Raw genomic sequence first — 17,608 nt, forward strand, 5'->3', positions numbered from 1 at the left:
CCATGGCCCTGAGCCGAGCCGCGCGTCTGGCGCCGGTGGTGGAAATGGCCGAAAAAGCCGAGAAAACCGCCGTGCAGCGCCTGGGGTATTTCCAGGGTCAGGTGAAGGTGGCCGAAAGCAAACTCGCCGACCTGCATGCCTTTCGTCTGGATTACTCCGAACAATGGATCGTGCGCGGCAGCACGGGCGTGTCCGGGCAATGGCTGCTGGGTTTTCAGGGCTTTCTGGCGCAACTCGACACCGCGGTCGATCAACAGCGGCAAAGCCTGCAATGGCACCAGAACAATCTGGACAAGGCGCGTGACGCCTGGCAGCAGGCGTTTGCCCGGGTCGAGGGTCTGCGAAAACTTGTACAACGCTACCGCGACGAAGCCCAGCGCGCCGAAGACAAGCGCGAGCAGAAGCTGCTGGACGAGTTGTCCCAGCGCCTGCCGCGCCGTGATGCCTACTGACGGGTTGATCTCTGACAGTTTCCGGCGACTTCCTGCCTTGCCCCTTACCCTTGCAAGTGCTAAACCTTGTACAGGTTCGTCAATGACAAGGAAGCCAGTACATGTCAGTCGTTACAGAAGTCTCTCCGGATGGGCAAAAGCTGACGATTTCGATCAAGGGCCGGTTCGATTTCGGACGCCATCAGGAGTTTCGCGAGTCCTACGAGCGACTCAATAAAAAGCCCGACGCCATCGTGGTGGATCTCAAGGATGCCACCTATCTCGACAGTTCGGCTCTGGGAATGCTGCTTCTGCTGCGCGATCACGCCGGTGGCGACGACTCGGACGTACGAGTGATCAACAGCAATTCGGATGTGCGCAAGATCCTCGCCATTTCCAACTTCGACAAACTGTTCGACATCAGTTGACGGCCATGCAGCCGCAAGAACCGCTGACGATCCTGATCGCCGAAGACAGCGCCGCCGACCGGCTGCTGTTGTCGACGATCGTGCGTCGTCAGGGGCATGTCGTGCTGACGGCTACCAATGGGGCTGAAGCGGTCGCGGTGTTTTCTGCTCAGCAGCCGCATCTGGTGCTGATGGATGCCATGATGCCGGTCATGGATGGCTTCGAGGCGGCGCGGCAGATCAAGGTGCTGGCGGGTGAAAACCTGGTGCCGATCATTTTCCTCACGTCGCTGACCGAGAGCGAAGCCCTGGTGCGATGCCTGGAGGCTGGCGGTGACGATTTTCTGGCGAAGCCTTACAACCAGGTGATCCTCTCCGCCAAAATCAAGGCGATGGATCGCTTGCGCCGCCTGCAAGCCACGGTGCTTGAGCAGCGCGACCTGATTGCCCGGCACCACGACTACCTGCTCAACGAGCAGCGGGTCGCCAAGGCCGTATTCGACAAGGTCGCGCATTCCGGTTGCCTGAGTGCGCCGAACATCCGCTATCTGCAATCACCCTACGCACTGTTCAACGGCGATCTGCTGCTGGCGGCCTACACGCCGGCCGGTGACATGCATGTGTTGCTCGGTGATTTCACCGGGCATGGTCTGCCGGCGGCGGTCGGTGCCATGCCCCTGGCGGAAGTGTTCTACGGCATGACGGCCAAGGGCTATGGCCTGGCCGAAACCCTGCGGGAAATGAATGCCAAGCTCAAGCGCATCCTGCCGGTGGACATGTTCTGCTGCGCGACGCTGCTCTGCCTGAGTTTTCAGCGCCGCAGCGTGGAAATCTGGAACGGCGGAATGCCCGACGGTTATCTGCATCGCATCGCCACGGGCGAGCGGGTGCCGCTTGCGGCGCGCCATTTGCCGCTGGGTGTGCTCAGCCCGCAGGCCTTCGACGATCAAACCGAAGTGCTGTCGATGGCGGTGGGTGACCGTGTGTTCCTGTTGTCCGACGGCGTGATCGACACCTGCGATGCCAATGATCAGTTGTTCGGCGTCGAACGCTTGCAGCGGGTGTTTGCCGACAATCGCCAGCCGGATCGGCTGTTTGCCGAGATCGAGCAGGCGTTGCAGGATTTTCGCGGCGAAGCCCGGGACGATGTGAGCATGGTCGAGGTCAGCCTGCTGGAAATGGCGCAGGTCAATCCGTCGGCGCCGGTGTATTCCGACAGCGGTCAGTCGTGCCCGCTGGACTGGTCGGTGAGCTTCGAATTTCGCGGTTCCACCCTGAAACGCTTCAATCCGTTACCCTACCTGCTGCAATTGCTGCTCGAGGTGCATGGCTTGCGCACGCAGAGCGGGGCGTTGTACAGCGTGCTCGCCGAGCTTTACTCCAATGCGCTGGAGCACGGGGTGTTGGGGCTGGACTCCAGTCTCAAACGCGATGCTTCAGGCTTTGCCCGCTATTATGAGCAGCGTAATGCTCGACTGGATGCCTTGCAGGATGGCTATGTGCGCGTGCACTTGCAGGTCCGTCCGGAGGGCGAGGGTGGTTGTCTGATCGTGCGGGTGGAAGACAGTGGCAAAGGCTTTGACGTGGCCCGGGTGATGGAGCGGCCACTCGACGGTGTCCGTTTGTCGGGGCGTGGCGTCAGCCTGATCCGGCAACTGAGCAGGAATCCGAGCTGGTCAGACGATGGTCGCAGTGCTCGCGTGGAGTTTTTCTGGGAGGCTCTGGCATAATCCGCGCATTCTTGATCAAGGAGTGAACAAGTGACTGATGCCTGTGTAGATCGCGACGTACTGAGTGCGTTGCAAGAAGTCATGGAGGATGGCTATCCGGAGTTGCTGGATACGTTCCTGGCAGATTCCGAAGCGCGCCTGCGTGAATTGCAAAAGACCGCGGATGCCGACGCCTTGTCGTCGGTGGCTCATAGCTTCAAAGGCAGCAGCAGCAACATGGGGGCGACCCGTCTGGCTGAGCTTTGCCAGGAGCTGGAGCTGCACGCCAGGGACAAGAGCCCGTCCGATATCATCAAGCTGGTGGCCGACATCCATAACGAGTTTGCGGATGTGCGCCCCGTCTATGAAGCCGAGCGACAGCGCTCTCCCGCCCATTGAGCCAGCCGTCCGGCGTTTTTATTCGGCGCCGGACGAAACTGGCCCGGCACTTGCAGTCATCTCGTTCAACTGTACCTACGATCCCAGTGCAGCGGAGACCGTGCCATGCCTGCAACCCCTAACATTCTTATTCAGACTGCCGCCCAGGCCAAGGCGCAAGCCGCCTCCGCCAAACCGTCAGTGGTGGCCGCAGGCCCCGGGGACAAGGCTTCAAGCTTCGCTCAGGTGTTTGCCGATCAGGGACAGAACAAGCCTTCCGTTGCGACCGATAACTCGGTGAAACCTGCACGCGACAAGGACACTGGCAGCGTCAGCAAGAAGGACAGCGGCAAGGATCAGTCTGCCGCCCCCGAGCCGGCCGTTGCCGATAGCGGCAATGCCTTGCCCGCCGACAAAACCTCGTCGACCGCAACGGATGACGCGGTGGCCAGCGACGATACGTCCGATACACCGGCCACGCCGGTCGCGGACACCACGCCTGTCGTAGATCCGACGCTGGACCCGGCGCTGATGCAAGTCGCGCAGCCGGTCGTCACGCCGCCGGTCGTGGCGGCGCCAGTCGTTGAAACACCCGTGAAGCCTGAAACCCAGGCGCCAGCGGTGGCTGCATTGCCGGCGGCCGCCACGGCGGCGCCTGCCGCCGACAGTGATTTCGATCCCGAGGCCGATCCGCTCGACTCGATGCCGGCCGTGCGTATGGCGATGGAGCAGAGCGGTCACATTTCCGCGTCCAGCCAGTCGCAGCCCAAGGCGACGCCGGCCCAGGCCCAGGCTGATGGCGAGCTGACCTCGGCTCAGACCTTCGCCGCCGGCATGGCCAGCATGCTGGATGTGCAGGCTGACAAGGACAGCACCAGCCAGGGCGGTGAAAAGGCCTTCAGTGGTCTGATCGACGATGGCCTGAAAGACCTGAAGTCCGCCACCAGCGATACCCGCGTGGATGATTTCGCCAACCGTCTGGCGGCGCTGACTCAGGCGGCCACACCGAAAACCGCCAACGCGGTGCCGGTGAACCAGCCGATCGCCATGCATCAGAGCGGCTGGACCGAAGAAGTGGTCAACCGCGTCATGTACCTGTCGAGCAACAACCTGAAGGCCGCTGATATCCAGTTGCAGCCGGCCGAACTGGGTCGCCTGGACATTCGGGTGAACATGGTGCCGGACCAGCAGACCCAGGTGACCTTCATGAGCGCACACCCGAGTGTTCGCGAAGCGCTCGACGGCCAGATGCATCGCCTGCGTGACATGTTCACGCAGCAAGGCATGGGGCAGGTCGATGTCAACGTTGCCGACCAGAACCGTGGCTGGCAGGGGCAAGGTCAGGAGCAGGCGCAACAGGGGCAGCAGGGTGGTCGCACCAGCGCCGCCGGCGGTCGCCTGGACTCGTCGGAAGAAGAGTTGACGCCTGCGGCCGTGGCTGAAGCCGCCGCTCAAACCACTAGCGTGATCGGCAGCAGCGCCGTCGACTACTACGCCTGATTCATCCTCCCCCGAGGGAGCGGCCCTGTCCGCTCCCTCGTCTGTTTTGCCACCGCTCTCCATTCCCCTCCGACACTTCTGGCATAACACTTGCTCTTGCCTTGCCGTGCGACTGTGAAAACCCGATTAGTGACGGATTATTGGCATGGCGAAGAGCGAAGCAGCAGCAGTAAAAGACCCCGCAACCAAAGGCAAACTCAAGATGATCATTGTGATCGTGCTCGGGTTGCTGCTGGCCATCGGCGCGTCTGTGGGGGCGACGTGGTTCTTCATGCACAGCGCCCAGAGCAAACCTGCGGCTGCCGCGGAAACTGCTCCGGTCGGCAAGCAAGCGGCGATTTTCGAGCCGATGGCGCCGGCCTTCGTGGCCAACTACAACCAGAACGGCCGTCAGCGCTACATGCAGGTGAGCATCACCATGCTGGCGCGCAATCAGGCCGATCTTGAAGCGCTCAAAGTGCACATGCCGGTGATCCGCAACAACCTGGTGATGCTCTTCTCCGGTCAGGATTTCGCCACTTTGGCGACGCCGGTCGGTCAAGAGATGTTGCGCCAGAAGGCCACGGCCAGCGTCCAGGAAGTGGCGCAGAAAGAGCTGGGCAAAGTGGTGATCGAACAGTTGCTTTTCACTAATTTCGTACTGCAGTAGGAACACGACATGGCCGTGCAGGATCTGCTGTCCCAGGATGAAATCGACGCGCTGTTGCATGGCGTCGACGATGGTCTGGTACAGACCGATAACGCTGCCGAACCCGGCAGTGTCAAAAGCTACGACCTGACCAGCCAGGATCGCATCGTCCGCGGACGCATGCCGACTCTTGAGATGATCAACGAGCGTTTTGCCCGTTACACCCGCATCAGCATGTTCAACATGCTGCGCCGCTCGGCGGACGTTGCCGTCGGTGGCGTACAGGTGATGAAGTTCGGCGAATACGTGCACTCGCTGTACGTGCCGACCAGTCTGAACCTGGTCAAGATCAAACCCCTGCGCGGCACCGCGCTGTTCATCCTCGACGCCAAACTGGTGTTCAAGCTGGTGGACAACTTCTTCGGCGGCGACGGCCGTCACGCCAAGATCGAAGGGCGTGAATTCACCCCGACCGAACTGCGCGTGGTGCGCATGGTGCTGGAGCAGGCGTTCGTCGACCTGAAAGAAGCCTGGCAGGCGATCATGGAAGTCAACTTCGAGTACATCAACTCGGAAGTGAATCCGGCCATGGCCAACATCGTCGGCCCGAGCGAAGCGATCGTGGTTTCCACGTTCCACATCGAACTCGACGGCGGTGGCGGCGACCTGCACGTGACCATGCCGTACTCGATGATCGAGCCGGTGCGCGAAATGCTCGACGCCGGTTTCCAGTCGGACCTCGACGACCAGGACGAGCGCTGGGTCAACGCCCTGCGCCAGGACGTCCTCGATGTCGACGTGCCGATCGGTGCCACCGTGGCTCGCCGCCAGTTGAAACTGCGCGACATCCTGCACATGCAGCCGGGTGACGTGATCCCGGTCGAGATGCCGGAAGACATGATCATGCGCGCCAACGGCGTGCCGGCCTTCAAGGTCAAGATGGGCTCGCACAAAGGCAACCTCGCGTTGCAGGTGATCGAGCCGATCGAGCGCCGCTGAAGCGGCGCAACACCCCTTTCGCATTTAACTGAATTGTTGCCCGCCGAGGACAAATGATGAACGACGATATGAACGCCCAGGACGATCAGGCACTGGCTGACGAGTGGGCTGCCGCCCTGGAAGAAACCGGTGAAGCCGGGCAGGCCGACATCGACGCGCTGCTGGCCGCCGACGCTGGTGTTTCGAGCTCCAACCGTCTGCCGATGGAAGAGTTCGGCAGCGTGCCGAAGAACAACGATCCGGTGACCCTCGACGGTCCGAACCTGGACGTGATTCTCGACATTCCGGTGTCGATCTCGATGGAAGTGGGCAGCACCGACATCAACATCCGCAACCTGCTGCAACTCAACCAGGGTTCGGTGATCGAGCTCGATCGTCTGGCCGGTGAGCCGCTGGACGTGCTGGTCAACGGCACCCTCATCGCTCACGGTGAAGTGGTTGTGGTCAACGAAAAGTTCGGCATCCGCCTGACCGACGTGATCAGCCCAAGCGAACGCATCAAGAAGCTGCGCTGAGTGAAAAAGGTTCTGGGTTCTTTGCTGGCCTCGGCGCTGGCGCTGCCATCGATCGTGATGGCCGCCGAGCCGGTGGCTGCCACCGCTGCGGCGGTGACGCCTGCGGTCAATAGCGGTGTCGCCGGGCAATTGACGCAGCTGGTGTTCGGTCTGCTGCTGGTGCTGGGGTTGATCTTCTTCCTCGCCTGGCTGTTGCGCCGGGTGCAGCAGGCAGGCCCGGCGGGCAAGGGCCAGGTGATCGAGCTGATCGGTTCCCGCGCGCTCGGTCCGCGTGATCGTCTGATGCTGGTGCAGGTCGGCAAGGAGCAGATCCTGCTGGGTCTCAGCCCCGGCACGATCACCGCGCTGCACGTACTCAAGGAACCGGTGGACGTCCCGGCGACCTCCGAAAAAGCGACTCCGGAATTTGCCCAGCATCTGTTGAAGATCCTCGGCAAGGATCAAAAGGATACGAAGTAATGGGTGCGTTGCGCATCGTCTTGACCCTGGCCTTGATGTTGGCCGCGCCACTGGCGTTCGCCGCCGATCCGTTGTCGATCCCGGCGATCACCTTGGGCACCAACGCCAACGGTGCCCAGGAATATTCGGTCAGCCTGCAGATCCTGCTGATCATGACGGCGCTGAGCTTCATTCCGGCCGCCGTCATTCTGATGACCAGCTTCACCCGGATCATCATCGTCTTCTCGATCCTGCGTCAGGCCCTCGGTCTGCAGCAGACGCCGTCGAACCAGATCCTCACCGGCATGGCGCTGTTCCTGACCATGTTCATCATGGCGCCGGTGTTCGACCGGGTGAACAACGATGCCCTGCAACCGTATCTGGCGGAGAAACTCACCGCCCAGCAAGCGGTGGAAAAGGCTCAGGTGCCGATCAAGGACTTCATGCTCGCGCAGACGCGTTCCAGCGATCTGGAGCTGTTCATGCGCCTGTCCAAGCGCACCGATATCGCGACGCCGGATCAGGCACCGCTGACCATTCTGGTGCCGGCCTTCGTCACGTCTGAACTGAAAACCGCGTTCCAGATCGGCTTCATGATCTTCATTCCGTTCCTCATCATCGACCTGGTCGTGGCGAGTGTGCTGATGGCGATGGGTATGATGATGCTGTCGCCGCTGATCATTTCCCTGCCGTTCAAGATCATGCTGTTTGTGCTGGTGGATGGGTGGGCGCTGATCATCGGCACCTTGGCCAGCAGTTTCGGAGGTGTATCGCCATGACGCCAGAAGTAGCGGTCGACATTTTTCGCGAAGCCTTGTGGCTGACCACGATGATGGTCGCGATTCTGGTGATCCCGAGTCTGCTGGTGGGCCTGCTGGTGTCGATGTTCCAGGCCGCCACGCAGATCAACGAACAGACCCTGAGCTTTCTGCCGCGTCTGCTGGTGATGCTGGTGACCCTGATTGTCGGCGGTCCGTGGATCATCCAGACCTTCATGGAATACATCATCCAGTTGTACAAAAACATTCCGCTGGTCATCGGCTGAGTCATGCAGTCGCTGCTTCAGTTGACCGACACGCAGATCAGCACCTGGGTGGCGACGTTCATGCTGCCGCTGTTTCGCATCGGCTCGATGCTGATGGTGATGCCGGTGTTCGGCACCACGCTGGTTCCCAAACGTGTCCGTCTCTACCTCGCCCTGGCGATCACCGTGGTGATCGCGCCGAGCCTGCCGCCGATGCCGGCCGTCAGTCCGCTGGATCTCAGTGGCTTGTTGTTGATTGCCGAGCAGATCCTGGTCGGCGCCGTGTTGGGCTTCTCCTTGCAGCTGTTCTTCCAGGCCTTTGTGGTCGCGGGGCAGATCGTTGCGATTCAGATGGGCATGGGCTTCGCCTCGATGATCGACCCTACCAACGGCGTGTCGGTGGCGGTGATCGGGCAGTTTTTCACCATGCTGGTGACGCTGCTGTTCCTCGGCATGAACGGTCACCTTGTAGTCTTTGAGGTGCTGACTGAAAGCTTCACCACGCTGCCGGTCGGCGCAGGCCTGATGACCGCGCATTACTGGGAGCTGGCCGGCAAGCTCGGCTGGGTGCTGGGCGCTGCATTGATGCTGGTGCTGCCGGCCGTCACTGCGCTGCTGGTGGTCAACATTGCATTCGGTGTGATGACCCGGGCGGCGCCACAGCTGAACATTTTCTCGATCGGTTTTCCGCTGACCCTCGTGCTCGGCCTGTTCATTGTCTGGGTCGGGCTGGCGGACATTCTCAATCAGTATCAGCCGCTGGCCGTCGAGGCCTTGCAGTTGCTACGCGAACTGGCACAGGCGCGCTGAGTCATGGCAGAGAGCGAGAGCGGTCAGGATAAAACAGAAGACCCCACGGAGAAGCGCAAGAAGGACTCCCGGGAAAAGGGCGAGATTGCGCGCTCCAAGGAACTCAACACGCTGGCGATCATGCTCGCTGGTTCCGGTGCGCTGCTGGTGTTCGGCGGGATGTTGGCGCAGGACTTGATGGAGCTGATGCGCCTGAACTTCACGCTGTCGCGCGAAGTGATCATGGATCAGAGCTCCATGGGCAAGTTCTTGATGAATTCCGGGGTGATCGCATTGGTAGCGATCCAGCCGATCATGATCACCTTGCTGCTGGCGGCGTTTCTCGGGCCGATCGCGCTCGGCGGCTGGCTGTTTGCGGCGGGTTCCCTGGCGCCCAAGTTCAGTCGGATGAACCCTGGCGCGGGTCTCAAGCGCATGTTCTCCATGAAGTCGGTGATCGAACTGCTCAAGGCGCTGGCCAAGTTCCTGATCATTCTGGCAGTGGCGCTGGTGGTGTTGTCCGGGGATGTCGACGACCTGTTGCGCATTGCTCATGAGCCGCTGGACCGGGCGATCATTCACAGTCTGCAACTGGTGGGCTGGAGCACTTTGTGGATGGCGTGCGGTTTGATCATCATCGCGGCCGTCGACGTCCCGGTGCAGCTCTGGGAGAGCATTAAGAAACTCAAGATGACCAAGCAGGAAGTGCGCGACGAGCACAAGGACCAGGAAGGTCGGCCGGAGGTCAAACAGCGGATTCGTCAGGTCCAGCGCGAGATGTCGCAGCGCCGGATGATGGCGGCGATCCCGGATGCCGACGTGGTCATCACCAACCCGACGCACTACGCCGTGGCGCTCAAATACGACTCGGAGAAGGGCGGGGCGCCGATGCTGCTGGCCAAGGGCAGCGACTTCCTGGCGCTGAAAATCCGCGAAATCGCCGTGGCCAACAACGTCATGCTGCTCGAATCGCCGGCCCTGGCGCGTTCGATCTACTACTCCACCGAGCTGGAAGAAGAAATTCCCGGCGGTCTGTACCTGGCGGTCGCTCAGGTACTGGCCTACGTCTACCAGATCCGCCAGCACCGCGCGGGCAAGGGCAAGTTCCCGGAACCGCTCAAGGACGATCTGCCGATCCCGCCGGATCTGCGGCGCGATTCCTGATGGTGATGAAGTAAAAAACCGCCTCGGGTTGAACCCGGTGGCGGTTTTTTTATGCCTGGTGACCTGTGTTGCTTGTGCGGTCGCTTTCGCGATCAGCAGCCACGACACATCACATCTGCGACGGCGGTAGTTCCAGATTATTCAGCACCCGATTCGCTGCCAGCTCCCCGAGCATGATCAGTTGCCCGATGCCCATCAATGTCCTGCGCTGCGAGGCGGGCATGAGGTGGGCGAAGTCATTGGCGATGGTTCTGGCGGAAGCGAGGGTTTCGCAGAGCTCGACCAGCAGCTCTTCGTTTTTGAAGTCTGCGGTGACGGCAAACATTCGGCGGGTTTTGCGCGGTGGTGGCGTGGATCCGGGCGGGCAGAGATAGTGATCGAGGGCGCGGTCGGCGGCTTCGTGAAGCTTTCTGGAGTCGAGGGATTCGTAGGGCGAGGCGGGGTCGGTTTCGGGTGGATTGGGTGTTGGTTTGATCATGGTGAAGCTCCTTTGGGGTGGAGCCGCCAGACCCAGTCGCTAAACAGGAAGGTGGCGGCTGTACGCAGGTTAGCGAACCGGTCAAAGGCACCCGGCAGACCGCAAGGGTCTCCCGCATACAGCCACCATAACGAAATTGCAGACATACAGATCCGCAACCGAGCCTGGAACGCTGATGCGCCTTTAACTTGAACCGAGTCGCTAAACCCGATCGCTGATTCGTCAGCGACCGACCCACAATAGAACCCGACCCCAAGGCGCACAAGCCGGCGGATTCTGGCGTAGCTGTAGGCAACGGCGCAAGGATTCGTAGCCTGTAAGGCGTGTCTGAAGGTGTCTTTTAAACACCCGAGTTTAAAAGGTACTTTTTGCTGACTTCTCGGTCCCTTCGCGCCTTTTTTCTGTTTGCCGAATCCCTGCCCCGAGATGAGGATCTGGCCTCTCGTCGGAAATCCCTCATCACCTGTTAGTTCTGACAGTAGACAGTCGCCACCCTCTGGCGCCCCATTGGCCTTGTCCTCGTCCCGCTGAATGCTTTCGTATTGAGAGCGCCGGGAATGAGTCATCCACTCAGGGCTGAAGGAATCATTATGACGACGCGTTTATACAAACATCTGGACGGGATGGAGTTGAAGTTCATTGCAGGGAAGCTGGAGCGGGATGTGGCGCAGCGGGCCATTTTTTACGAAATGATCTGGGAGCTGACTTTGGATTTTGCCAAGTTCGAGGCAATGGCAAATCTCTACATTCCCGGTTATTTATCAAAACCGCTCAACGCGATTCGGCCCGAATTGGCTGGATCGGCGTATCACTATTCCTACAATTACTTGTTTGGTGCAGCTGGCAGCATCGTCGATAACCAGACGCTGTTGGCACTGTTCAGCAGCCCCGGTTATTACATGGATCAATGGTCGAGTGGGGGAGGTCCGGTGGAGCGTCGTTATGACAGACCGGTCTTTGAAATGGTTGGAGGCAATATTCAAATCACTTCCAGGCAATACTTTCGGCTCGGGGCGGGAGATCCGCCAATCGAGATCGGTGATTTGCCGTTCATCTGGTTCGAGTGGGCGCTCAATCTGATGAGGGGCGAGACGAAAGCCTCCGCCGTTATCCCGGAGACTGTGGTGGTGCTCATGCAGGCCGGGGAAACTCTGGTTGATGTGGGTGGGTCGCACCCTCTCTACAAGCGCACGCCGTACCTTGATATCGATTCCCTTGCATTCGGTCCGATCTTCGCAAAACAAATTCTGATCGCATGAGCACTGGGTCCCTCCCTGTAGAAACTCCCTGCCTGAGGCGAACCCCGCAGTACGCCTTGGACCGGGCCATCTCCCCTCTATTTCAATCTCCCGCAAAAGTTGGAAGGCTTCTTGCAGTAGCCGCCGTGCGCCCGCTCTGGGCGTCAAAAGTTTGCTTTAAAGGAACGGGGAAAACCGGTGGATCGCTCTCAGTTAATCAACAGTGCTCGCTCGAACATTGCCGATCTCAGTCGGGGCAATCTGGGTGTGCCGCTGTTGCTGCTGGTCATGCTGGCGATGATGATGTTGCCGGTGCCGCCGTTCCTGCTCGACGTCTTCTTCACCTTCAACATTGCCCTGTCGATCGTCGTGCTGCTGGTCTGCGTGTACGCGTTGCGGCCGCTGGATTTCGCGGTGTTCCCGACGATCCTGCTGGTGGCGACGCTGTTGCGGCTGGCGCTGAACGTGGCGTCGACGCGGGTGGTGATGCTCCACGGTCAGGACGGCCACGCCGCTGCCGGTAAGGTGATCCAGGCCTTCGGTGAGGTGGTGATCGGCGGTAACTACGTGGTCGGTATCGTGGTCTTCGCGATTTTGATGATCATCAACTTCGTCGTGGTCACCAAGGGTGCCGGGCGGATTTCCGAGGTGAGCGCGCGTTTCACACTCGATGCGATGCCCGGCAAACAAATGGCAATCGACGCCGACCTCAACGCCGGTCTGATCGACCAGAACCAGGCCAAGGCCCGTCGTTCCGAAGTCGCCCAAGAGGCTGAGTTCTACGGTTCGATGGACGGTGCCAGCAAGTTCGTTCGCGGTGACGCCATCGCCGGCCTGCTGATTCTGTTCATCAACCTGATCGGCGGCATGGCCGTCGGTATCTTCCAGCACAACATGACCTTCGCCGACGCCGGCAAGGTTTACGCCCTGCTGACCATCGGTGACGGTTTAGTGGCGCAATTGCCATCACTGTTGTTATCTACAGCGGCAGCAATCATGGTGACCCGTGCTTCCGGTTCGGAAGACATGGGCAAGCAGATCAATCGCCAGATGTTCGCCTCGCCGAAAGCGCTGGCGGTGGCGGCCGGTCTGATGGCGGTCATGGGCCTGGTGCCGGGCATGCCGCACTTCTCCTTCCTGAGCATGGCGGCCCTGGCGGCTGGTGGCGCGTACCTGTTCTGGAAAAAGCAGAACGTCGCCAAGGTGCAGGCGCTGCAAGAGGTTCAGCGTCAGCAGGAGCTGCTGCCTTCGCCGGCCCGCGCCATGGAAACCAAGGAGCTGGGCTGGGACGACGTGACGCCAATCGACATGATCGGCCTGGAAGTCGGTTATCGCCTGATTCCGCTGGTGGACCGCAACCAGGGCGGGCAATTGCTGGCGCGGATCAAGGGCGTGCGCAAGAAGCTCTCGCAGGATCTGGGCTTCCTGATGCCGACCGTGCACATCCGCGACAACCTCGACCTGGCGCCGAGTGCCTATCGCCTGACCCTGATGGGCGTGATCCTGGCCGAAGCCGAGATCTACCCGGATCGCGAACTGGCGATCAACCCGGGGCAGGTCTACGGCACGCTCAATGGTATTACCGCCAAAGATCCGGCTTTCGGCCTGGAGGCGGTGTGGATCGAAGTCAGCCAGCGTGCCCAGGCACAATCGCTCGGTTACACCGTAGTGGACGCCAGTACCGTGGTCGCCACGCACTTGAACCAGATTCTGTACAAGCACTCCAGTGAGCTGATCGGCCACGAAGAAGTGCAGCAACTCATGCAATTGCTGGCCAAGAGCTCGCCAAAACTGGCGGAAGAGCTGGTGCCGGGTGTGGTGTCGCTGTCGCAACTGCTCAAGGTGCTGCAAGCACTGCTGGCCGAACACGTGCCGGTGCGCGACATCCGCAGCATTGCCGAAGCCATCGCCAACAATGCCGCCAAGAGTCAAGATACCGCCGCTTTGGTGGCCGCTGTGCGGGTCGGCGTTTCTCGCGCCATCGTCCAAAGCATTGTAGGGACTGAGTCGGAGCTGCCAGTTATCACGCTGGAGCCAAGGTTGGAACAAATATTGCTCAATAGTCTGCAGAAGGCAGGACAAGGCTCGGAAGAGGGCGTTCTGCTGGAGCCAAGCATGGCCGAGAAGCTGCAGCGTTCGCTCATCGAAGCGGCGCAGCGTCAGGAAATGCAAGGTCAGCCGGTGATCCTGTTGGTAGCAGGCCCGGTTCGCGCGATGCTCTCGCGCTTTGGCCGCCTGGCAGTCCCTGGACTGCATGTGCTGGCCTACCAGGAAATTCCGGACAACAAGCAAGTGACCATCGTTGCGACAGTAGGGCCCAACGGCTGAGGTAGTGGTTTATGCAAGTTAAGCGTTTTTTCGCCGCCGATATGCGTCAGGCCATGAAGCTGGTTCGTGATGAGCTGGGCGCTGATGCCGCCATCATTGGCAACCGCCGCATTGCCGGCGGCGTCGAGCTGACGGCGGCGCTGGATTACAAATTGTCGGCGCTGGCGCCACGGGTTCCGAACATGGAACTCGAAGACGAGCTGCGCAAGACCCAGTCGCGCATCGTCACCGCCCAGGCCGAGTTGAGCATGCGTGGTGAGGCCGACGGCAACACCAATCGCCAGTTGTTCTCCGGTCTGCCATTGACCGCCGGCCTGCCGCTGACGGCTGCCGAGCCTCTGACAGAACCGACTTACGCTGCTCCGGCGCGTCCAGCTCCGGCACCTGCGCCGGCTGCCGCTGGCGTTGATCCGCGTGCGCTGGATTCGATGCGTTTCGAACTCAACAGTCTGCGCGAGCTGATGGAAGTGCAGCTCGGCACTCTGGCCTGGAATCAGCTGCAAGGCAGCCGTCCGGCTCAGGCGAACCTTTATCGTCGTCTGCAACGCATCGGCTTGTCCGGCCCGTTGTCCCGCGACCTGCTGGTGCTGACCAGCGATATCGAAGAACCTCGTCAGGCCTGGCGCATGTTGCTGGCGCACCTGGCGCGGATGATCGCCACCCCGGAAGTCGAGCCGCTGGAAGAGGGCGGGATCATTGCCATGGTCGGTCCTGCCGGCATGGGCAAGACCACCACCCTGGCCAAACTGGCCGCCCGTTACGTGCTCAAGTACGGCGCGCAGAACATTGCGCTGGTGAGCATGGACAGCTTCCGCATCGGTGCTCAGGAACAGTTGAAAACCCTGGGCCGGATCCTCAATGTGTCGGTGACCCACGTCGACCCGGGCCAGTCCCTGGTGCAGGCGCTGGATCCACTGCTGCGCAAACGCGTGGTGCTGATCGATACCGCCGGCCTGCAGGCCAGCGATCCGGCACTGCGCATGCAGCTGGAAAGCCTGGCCGGTCGTGGCATTCGGTCGAAAAATTATCTGGTACTGGCAACCACCAGCCAGAAACAGGTTCTAACCGCCGCTTATCACAGTTACAAGCGTTGCGGGCTCGCCGGGTGCATCCTGACTAAACTGGATGAGACGGCCAGCCTTGGCGAAGTGCTGAGCCTGGCGATCAGTCATGAACTGCCGGTCGCCTACCTGACCGACGGCCCACGGATTCCGGATGATCTGCATCTGCCGCGCCGTCATCAATTGGTCAGCCGCGCCGTCAGTGTGCAAATGCAGGAAGAACCCAGCGAAGAAGCCATGGCTGACATGTTCGCTGATATCTACCACAGTCCCACCAAGCAGGTTGGCTGAGGTAATGAACAGTTTTTGTACCTACATCGATGGTCTGCCATGCATTGTTCCGGTTGTGAACGCGCAGCCAGTAATGTGGCCTCCGTCTATGCAAGACAAGGTAAAGAAATAACATGGGCAGCATGCATCCCGTACAGGTGATCGCGGTGACCGGCGGCAAAGGTGGCGTCGGCAAGACTAACGTGTCAGTGAACTTGTCCCTGGCGCTGGCAGAGCTTGGCCGTCGGGTCATGCTGCTGGACGCCGACCTGGGTCTGGCGAACGTCGACGTTCTGCTGGGCCTCACGCCCAAACGTACCCTGGCCGATGTGATCGAGGGCCGCTGCGAGCTGCGCGACGTGCTGTTGCAAGGCCCCGGCGGGATCCGCATCGTGCCGGCCGCTTCCGGCACGCAGAGCATGGTTCACCTGAGCCCGGCCCAGCATGCCGGTCTGATTCAGGCGTTCAGCGACATCGGCGACAATCTCGACGTACTGGTGATCGACACCGCTGCGGGTATTGGTGACTCGGTAGTCAGTTTTGTTCGCGCTGCGCAAGAAGTGTTGCTGGTGGTCTGCGACGAGCCGACCTCGATCACCGACGCCTACGCGCTGATCAAACTGCTCAACCGCGATTACGGCATGAACCGCTTCCGCGTCCTGGCCAACATGGCCCAGAGCCCGCAGGAAGGTCGCAATCTGTTCGCCAAGTTGACCAAGGTCACGGATCGCTTCCTCGACGTCGCCCTACAATACGTCGGTGCGGTGCCTTACGACGAAAGCGTGCGCAAGGCGGTGCAGAAGCAGCGTGCGGTCTATGAAGCCTTCCCGCGTTCCAAGTGCGCACTGGCGTTCAAGGCGATCGCGCAAAAGGTCGACACCTGGCCGCTGCCCGCCAATCCGCGCGGCCACCTCGAATTTTTCGTCGAGCGCCTCGTGCAGCAAACGGCAGGACCTGTGCTATGACCGCCAGCGGTATGAATTTCTACAAGAAGTCGGCACGTGACGCGCAGTACGAGCTGATCGAGCGTTACGCGCCACTGGTCAAACGCATTGCTTACCACTTGCTGGCGCGATTGCCGGCCAGTGTGCAGGTCGAAGACCTGATCCAGGCCGGGATGATCGGCCTGCTCGAAGTCTCGACCAAATACGACGCCAGCAAAGGCGCCAGTTTCGAAACGTACGCGGGCATCCGGATCCGCGGCGCCATGCTCGATGAAGTACGCAAGGGGGACTGGGCACCGCGCTCGGTTCACCGCAACACCCGTATGGTCAGCGACGCGATTCGCTCGATTGAAGCTAAAACCGGCCGTGACGCTAAAGATCACGAGGTTGCGGCCGAACTCCAATTGAGTCTCGACGATTACTACGGGATTTTGAACGACACCCTGGGCAGCCGACTGTTCAGTTTCGACGACCTGTTGCAGGACGGCGAACACGAAGGGCTGCACGAGGATGGCGCAAGTGCTCATCTTGAGCCGTCGCGCGATCTGGAAGATGAGCGCTTCCAGGCTGCGTTGGCGGACGCGATTGCCAATTTGCCGGAGCGTGAGCGACTGGTGTTGGCGCTGTACTACGACGAAGAGCTGAACCTCAAGGAAATCGGTGAAGTCCTTGGCGTCAGTGAATCGCGGGTCAGCCAGTTACACAGCCAGTGCGCGGCCCGCTTGCGGGGGCGTTTGGGGGAGTGGCGAGCGCGCTGAAGGCAGTGTGGGGACGCTGCGAACGAGGCTGGTGCGGTGGTGAACGGCACCGGTCTTGCTCTGTTGTGCTCCAGACAGTCATCGAGTGCTTTGCCGGATTGATTGAAATGGCGCGTCCAGGTGCTGGGCGCGTTTAAGACTGCTTGGAGGTCGAATTGAACAAAGACATGAAAATCCTCATCGTTGATGACTTCTCAACGATGCGGCGGATCATCAAGAACCTGTTGCGTGACCTTGGGTTCACCAACACCGTTGAAGCCGACGATGGCACCACTGCCATTCCGGTGCTCAACAGCGGCAGCATCGACTTTCTGGTGACCGACTGGAACATGCCTGGCATGACCGGTATCGACCTGCTGCGTCACGTGCGCGCCGATGAAAAACTCAAGCACCTGCCAGTGCTGATGGTGACCGCTGAAGCCAAGCGCGAGCAGATCATCGAAGCGGCCCAGGCCGGCGTTAACGGCTACGTGGTCAAACCTTTCACGGCTCAGGCGCTGAAAGAAAAAATCGAGAAGATTTTCGAACGCATCGGCTGATGACGCGCGG

General features: G+C 60.6%; 20 protein-coding genes. 19 read left to right on the plus strand and 1 reads right to left on the minus strand.

The genetic code is table 11. The features are described 5' to 3' along the window. Positions 1–2: 2 nt before the first annotated feature. The 13 genes from fliJ (at position 3) to flhB (ending at position 9,982) form a co-directional block, all read left to right on the plus strand. Complete coding sequence (gene fliJ / locus AC1RR7_RS27810; protein ID WP_085733745.1) at positions 3–452, plus strand: flagellar export protein FliJ; 450 nt, start codon at positions 3–5, stop codon at positions 450–452. A gap of 101 nt (positions 453–553) precedes the next feature. Beyond that, a complete protein-coding gene (locus tag AC1RR7_RS27815) occupies positions 554–859 on the plus strand; it encodes an STAS domain-containing protein (RefSeq protein ID WP_096822178.1) in 306 nt (101 codons plus the stop codon). Positions 860–864: 5 nt separating this feature from the next. Further along, on the plus strand, positions 865–2,568 hold the full coding sequence (locus tag AC1RR7_RS27820) for an ATP-binding SpoIIE family protein phosphatase (RefSeq protein WP_096822177.1): 1,704 nt from the start codon (positions 865–867) through the stop codon (positions 2,566–2,568). 30 nt (positions 2,569–2,598) lie between these two features. Beyond that, complete coding sequence (locus AC1RR7_RS27825; protein WP_493158819.1) at positions 2,599–2,946, plus strand: Hpt domain-containing protein; 348 nt, start codon at positions 2,599–2,601, stop codon at positions 2,944–2,946. A gap of 105 nt (positions 2,947–3,051) precedes the next feature. Next, positions 3,052–4,425, plus strand: coding sequence for a flagellar hook-length control protein FliK (locus AC1RR7_RS27830; RefSeq protein ID WP_493158820.1), 1,374 nt, complete (start codon positions 3,052–3,054; stop codon positions 4,423–4,425). A gap of 145 nt (positions 4,426–4,570) precedes the next feature. Further along, on the plus strand, positions 4,571–5,074 hold the full coding sequence (gene fliL, locus AC1RR7_RS27835; protein ID WP_102620342.1) for a flagellar basal body-associated protein FliL: 504 nt from the start codon (positions 4,571–4,573) through the stop codon (positions 5,072–5,074). Between the two features lie 9 nt (positions 5,075–5,083). Beyond that, positions 5,084–6,052 carry a flagellar motor switch protein FliM gene (gene fliM, locus AC1RR7_RS27840; protein WP_003222890.1) on the plus strand — a complete coding sequence of 323 codons (969 nt, stop codon included), beginning with the start codon at positions 5,084–5,086 and terminating at the stop codon, positions 6,050–6,052. 56 nt (positions 6,053–6,108) lie between these two features. After that, positions 6,109–6,567: a flagellar motor switch protein FliN gene (gene fliN, locus AC1RR7_RS27845; protein ID WP_096822173.1), complete on the plus strand. Its 459-nt coding sequence runs from the start codon at positions 6,109–6,111 to the stop codon at positions 6,565–6,567. Further along, positions 6,568–7,026, plus strand: a complete 459-nt coding sequence (fliO, locus tag AC1RR7_RS27850; protein WP_493072021.1) for a flagellar biosynthetic protein FliO — start codon at positions 6,568–6,570, stop codon at positions 7,024–7,026. Continuing rightward, positions 7,026–7,784 (plus strand): flagellar type III secretion system pore protein FliP, encoded by a 759-nt coding sequence (fliP, locus tag AC1RR7_RS27855; RefSeq protein WP_096822171.1) that lies wholly within the window; start codon positions 7,026–7,028, stop codon positions 7,782–7,784. Before fliO ends, fliP begins: the two co-directional genes overlap by 1 nt. After that, positions 7,781–8,050 (plus strand): flagellar biosynthesis protein FliQ, encoded by a 270-nt coding sequence (fliQ, locus tag AC1RR7_RS27860; protein WP_096822170.1) that lies wholly within the window; start codon positions 7,781–7,783, stop codon positions 8,048–8,050. Before fliP ends, fliQ begins: the two co-directional genes overlap by 4 nt. A 3-nt stretch (positions 8,051–8,053) precedes the next feature. Continuing rightward, positions 8,054–8,839: a flagellar biosynthetic protein FliR gene (gene fliR, locus AC1RR7_RS27865; RefSeq protein WP_096822169.1), complete on the plus strand. Its 786-nt coding sequence runs from the start codon at positions 8,054–8,056 to the stop codon at positions 8,837–8,839. A 3-nt stretch (positions 8,840–8,842) separates the two neighbouring features. Next, positions 8,843–9,982, plus strand: coding sequence for a flagellar biosynthesis protein FlhB (gene flhB, locus AC1RR7_RS27870; protein WP_096822168.1), 1,140 nt, complete (start codon positions 8,843–8,845; stop codon positions 9,980–9,982). Between the two features lie 109 nt (positions 9,983–10,091). Here flhB and AC1RR7_RS27875 read toward each other — a convergent pair whose 3' ends face one another. Then, positions 10,092–10,460, minus strand: a complete 369-nt coding sequence (locus AC1RR7_RS27875; protein WP_493158821.1) for a DUF6124 family protein — start codon at positions 10,458–10,460, stop codon at positions 10,092–10,094. A 590-nt stretch (positions 10,461–11,050) separates the two neighbouring features. Here AC1RR7_RS27875 and AC1RR7_RS27880 point away from each other — a divergent pair. From AC1RR7_RS27880 to AC1RR7_RS27905, 6 genes are all read left to right on the plus strand, one after another. Further along, complete coding sequence (locus AC1RR7_RS27880; protein ID WP_273536703.1) at positions 11,051–11,719, plus strand: hypothetical protein; 669 nt, start codon at positions 11,051–11,053, stop codon at positions 11,717–11,719. 177 nt (positions 11,720–11,896) lie between these two features. Further along, positions 11,897–14,026 (plus strand): flagellar biosynthesis protein FlhA, encoded by a 2,130-nt coding sequence (gene flhA, locus AC1RR7_RS27885; protein ID WP_096822166.1) that lies wholly within the window; start codon positions 11,897–11,899, stop codon positions 14,024–14,026. Positions 14,027–14,037: 11 nt separating this feature from the next. Further along, the gene (gene flhF / locus AC1RR7_RS27890; RefSeq protein WP_493158822.1) at positions 14,038–15,378 is read left to right on the plus strand and encodes a flagellar biosynthesis GTPase FlhF; all 1,341 of its coding nucleotides are present in this window, start codon (positions 14,038–14,040) and stop codon (positions 15,376–15,378) included. 113 nt (positions 15,379–15,491) lie between these two features. Continuing rightward, positions 15,492–16,322, plus strand: a complete 831-nt coding sequence (gene fleN, locus AC1RR7_RS27895) for a flagellar synthesis regulator FleN (protein ID WP_003222917.1) — start codon at positions 15,492–15,494, stop codon at positions 16,320–16,322. Next, positions 16,319–17,059, plus strand: coding sequence for an RNA polymerase sigma factor FliA (gene fliA, locus AC1RR7_RS27900; protein WP_011333070.1), 741 nt, complete (start codon positions 16,319–16,321; stop codon positions 17,057–17,059). The genes fleN and fliA overlap by 4 nt, the downstream gene beginning before the upstream one ends. 167 nt (positions 17,060–17,226) lie before the next feature. Continuing rightward, entirely contained in the window at positions 17,227–17,598 is a 372-nt protein-coding gene (locus tag AC1RR7_RS27905; protein ID WP_003183998.1) for a chemotaxis response regulator CheY, read from the plus strand. The last annotated feature ends 10 nt before the right edge of the window (positions 17,599–17,608 follow it).

Source organism: Pseudomonas sp. GW821-FHT11G12 (assembly GCF_058808055.1).

Coding starts and splice junctions, on each gene's coding strand:
- fliJ (WP_085733745.1), top strand. CDS start 3: ATGGCCCTGAGCCGAGCCGCGCGTCTGGCGCCGGTGGTGGAAATGGCC.
- AC1RR7_RS27815 (WP_096822178.1), top strand. CDS start 554: ATGTCAGTCGTTACAGAAGTCTCTCCGGATGGGCAAAAGCTGACGATT.
- AC1RR7_RS27820 (WP_096822177.1), top strand. CDS start 865: ATGCAGCCGCAAGAACCGCTGACGATCCTGATCGCCGAAGACAGCGCC.
- AC1RR7_RS27830 (WP_493158820.1), top strand. CDS start 3,052: ATGCCTGCAACCCCTAACATTCTTATTCAGACTGCCGCCCAGGCCAAG.
- fliL (WP_102620342.1), top strand. CDS start 4,571: ATGGCGAAGAGCGAAGCAGCAGCAGTAAAAGACCCCGCAACCAAAGGC.
- fliM (WP_003222890.1), top strand. CDS start 5,084: ATGGCCGTGCAGGATCTGCTGTCCCAGGATGAAATCGACGCGCTGTTG.
- fliN (WP_096822173.1), top strand. CDS start 6,109: ATGAACGACGATATGAACGCCCAGGACGATCAGGCACTGGCTGACGAG.
- fliP (WP_096822171.1), top strand. CDS start 7,026: ATGGGTGCGTTGCGCATCGTCTTGACCCTGGCCTTGATGTTGGCCGCG.
- fliQ (WP_096822170.1), top strand. CDS start 7,781: ATGACGCCAGAAGTAGCGGTCGACATTTTTCGCGAAGCCTTGTGGCTG.
- fliR (WP_096822169.1), top strand. CDS start 8,054: ATGCAGTCGCTGCTTCAGTTGACCGACACGCAGATCAGCACCTGGGTG.
- flhB (WP_096822168.1), top strand. CDS start 8,843: ATGGCAGAGAGCGAGAGCGGTCAGGATAAAACAGAAGACCCCACGGAG.
- AC1RR7_RS27875 (WP_493158821.1), bottom strand. CDS start 10,460: ATGATCAAACCAACACCCAATCCACCCGAAACCGACCCCGCCTCGCCC.
- AC1RR7_RS27880 (WP_273536703.1), top strand. CDS start 11,051: ATGACGACGCGTTTATACAAACATCTGGACGGGATGGAGTTGAAGTTC.
- flhF (WP_493158822.1), top strand. CDS start 14,038: ATGCAAGTTAAGCGTTTTTTCGCCGCCGATATGCGTCAGGCCATGAAG.
- fleN (WP_003222917.1), top strand. CDS start 15,492: ATGGGCAGCATGCATCCCGTACAGGTGATCGCGGTGACCGGCGGCAAA.
- fliA (WP_011333070.1), top strand. CDS start 16,319: ATGACCGCCAGCGGTATGAATTTCTACAAGAAGTCGGCACGTGACGCG.
- AC1RR7_RS27905 (WP_003183998.1), top strand. CDS start 17,227: ATGAAAATCCTCATCGTTGATGACTTCTCAACGATGCGGCGGATCATC.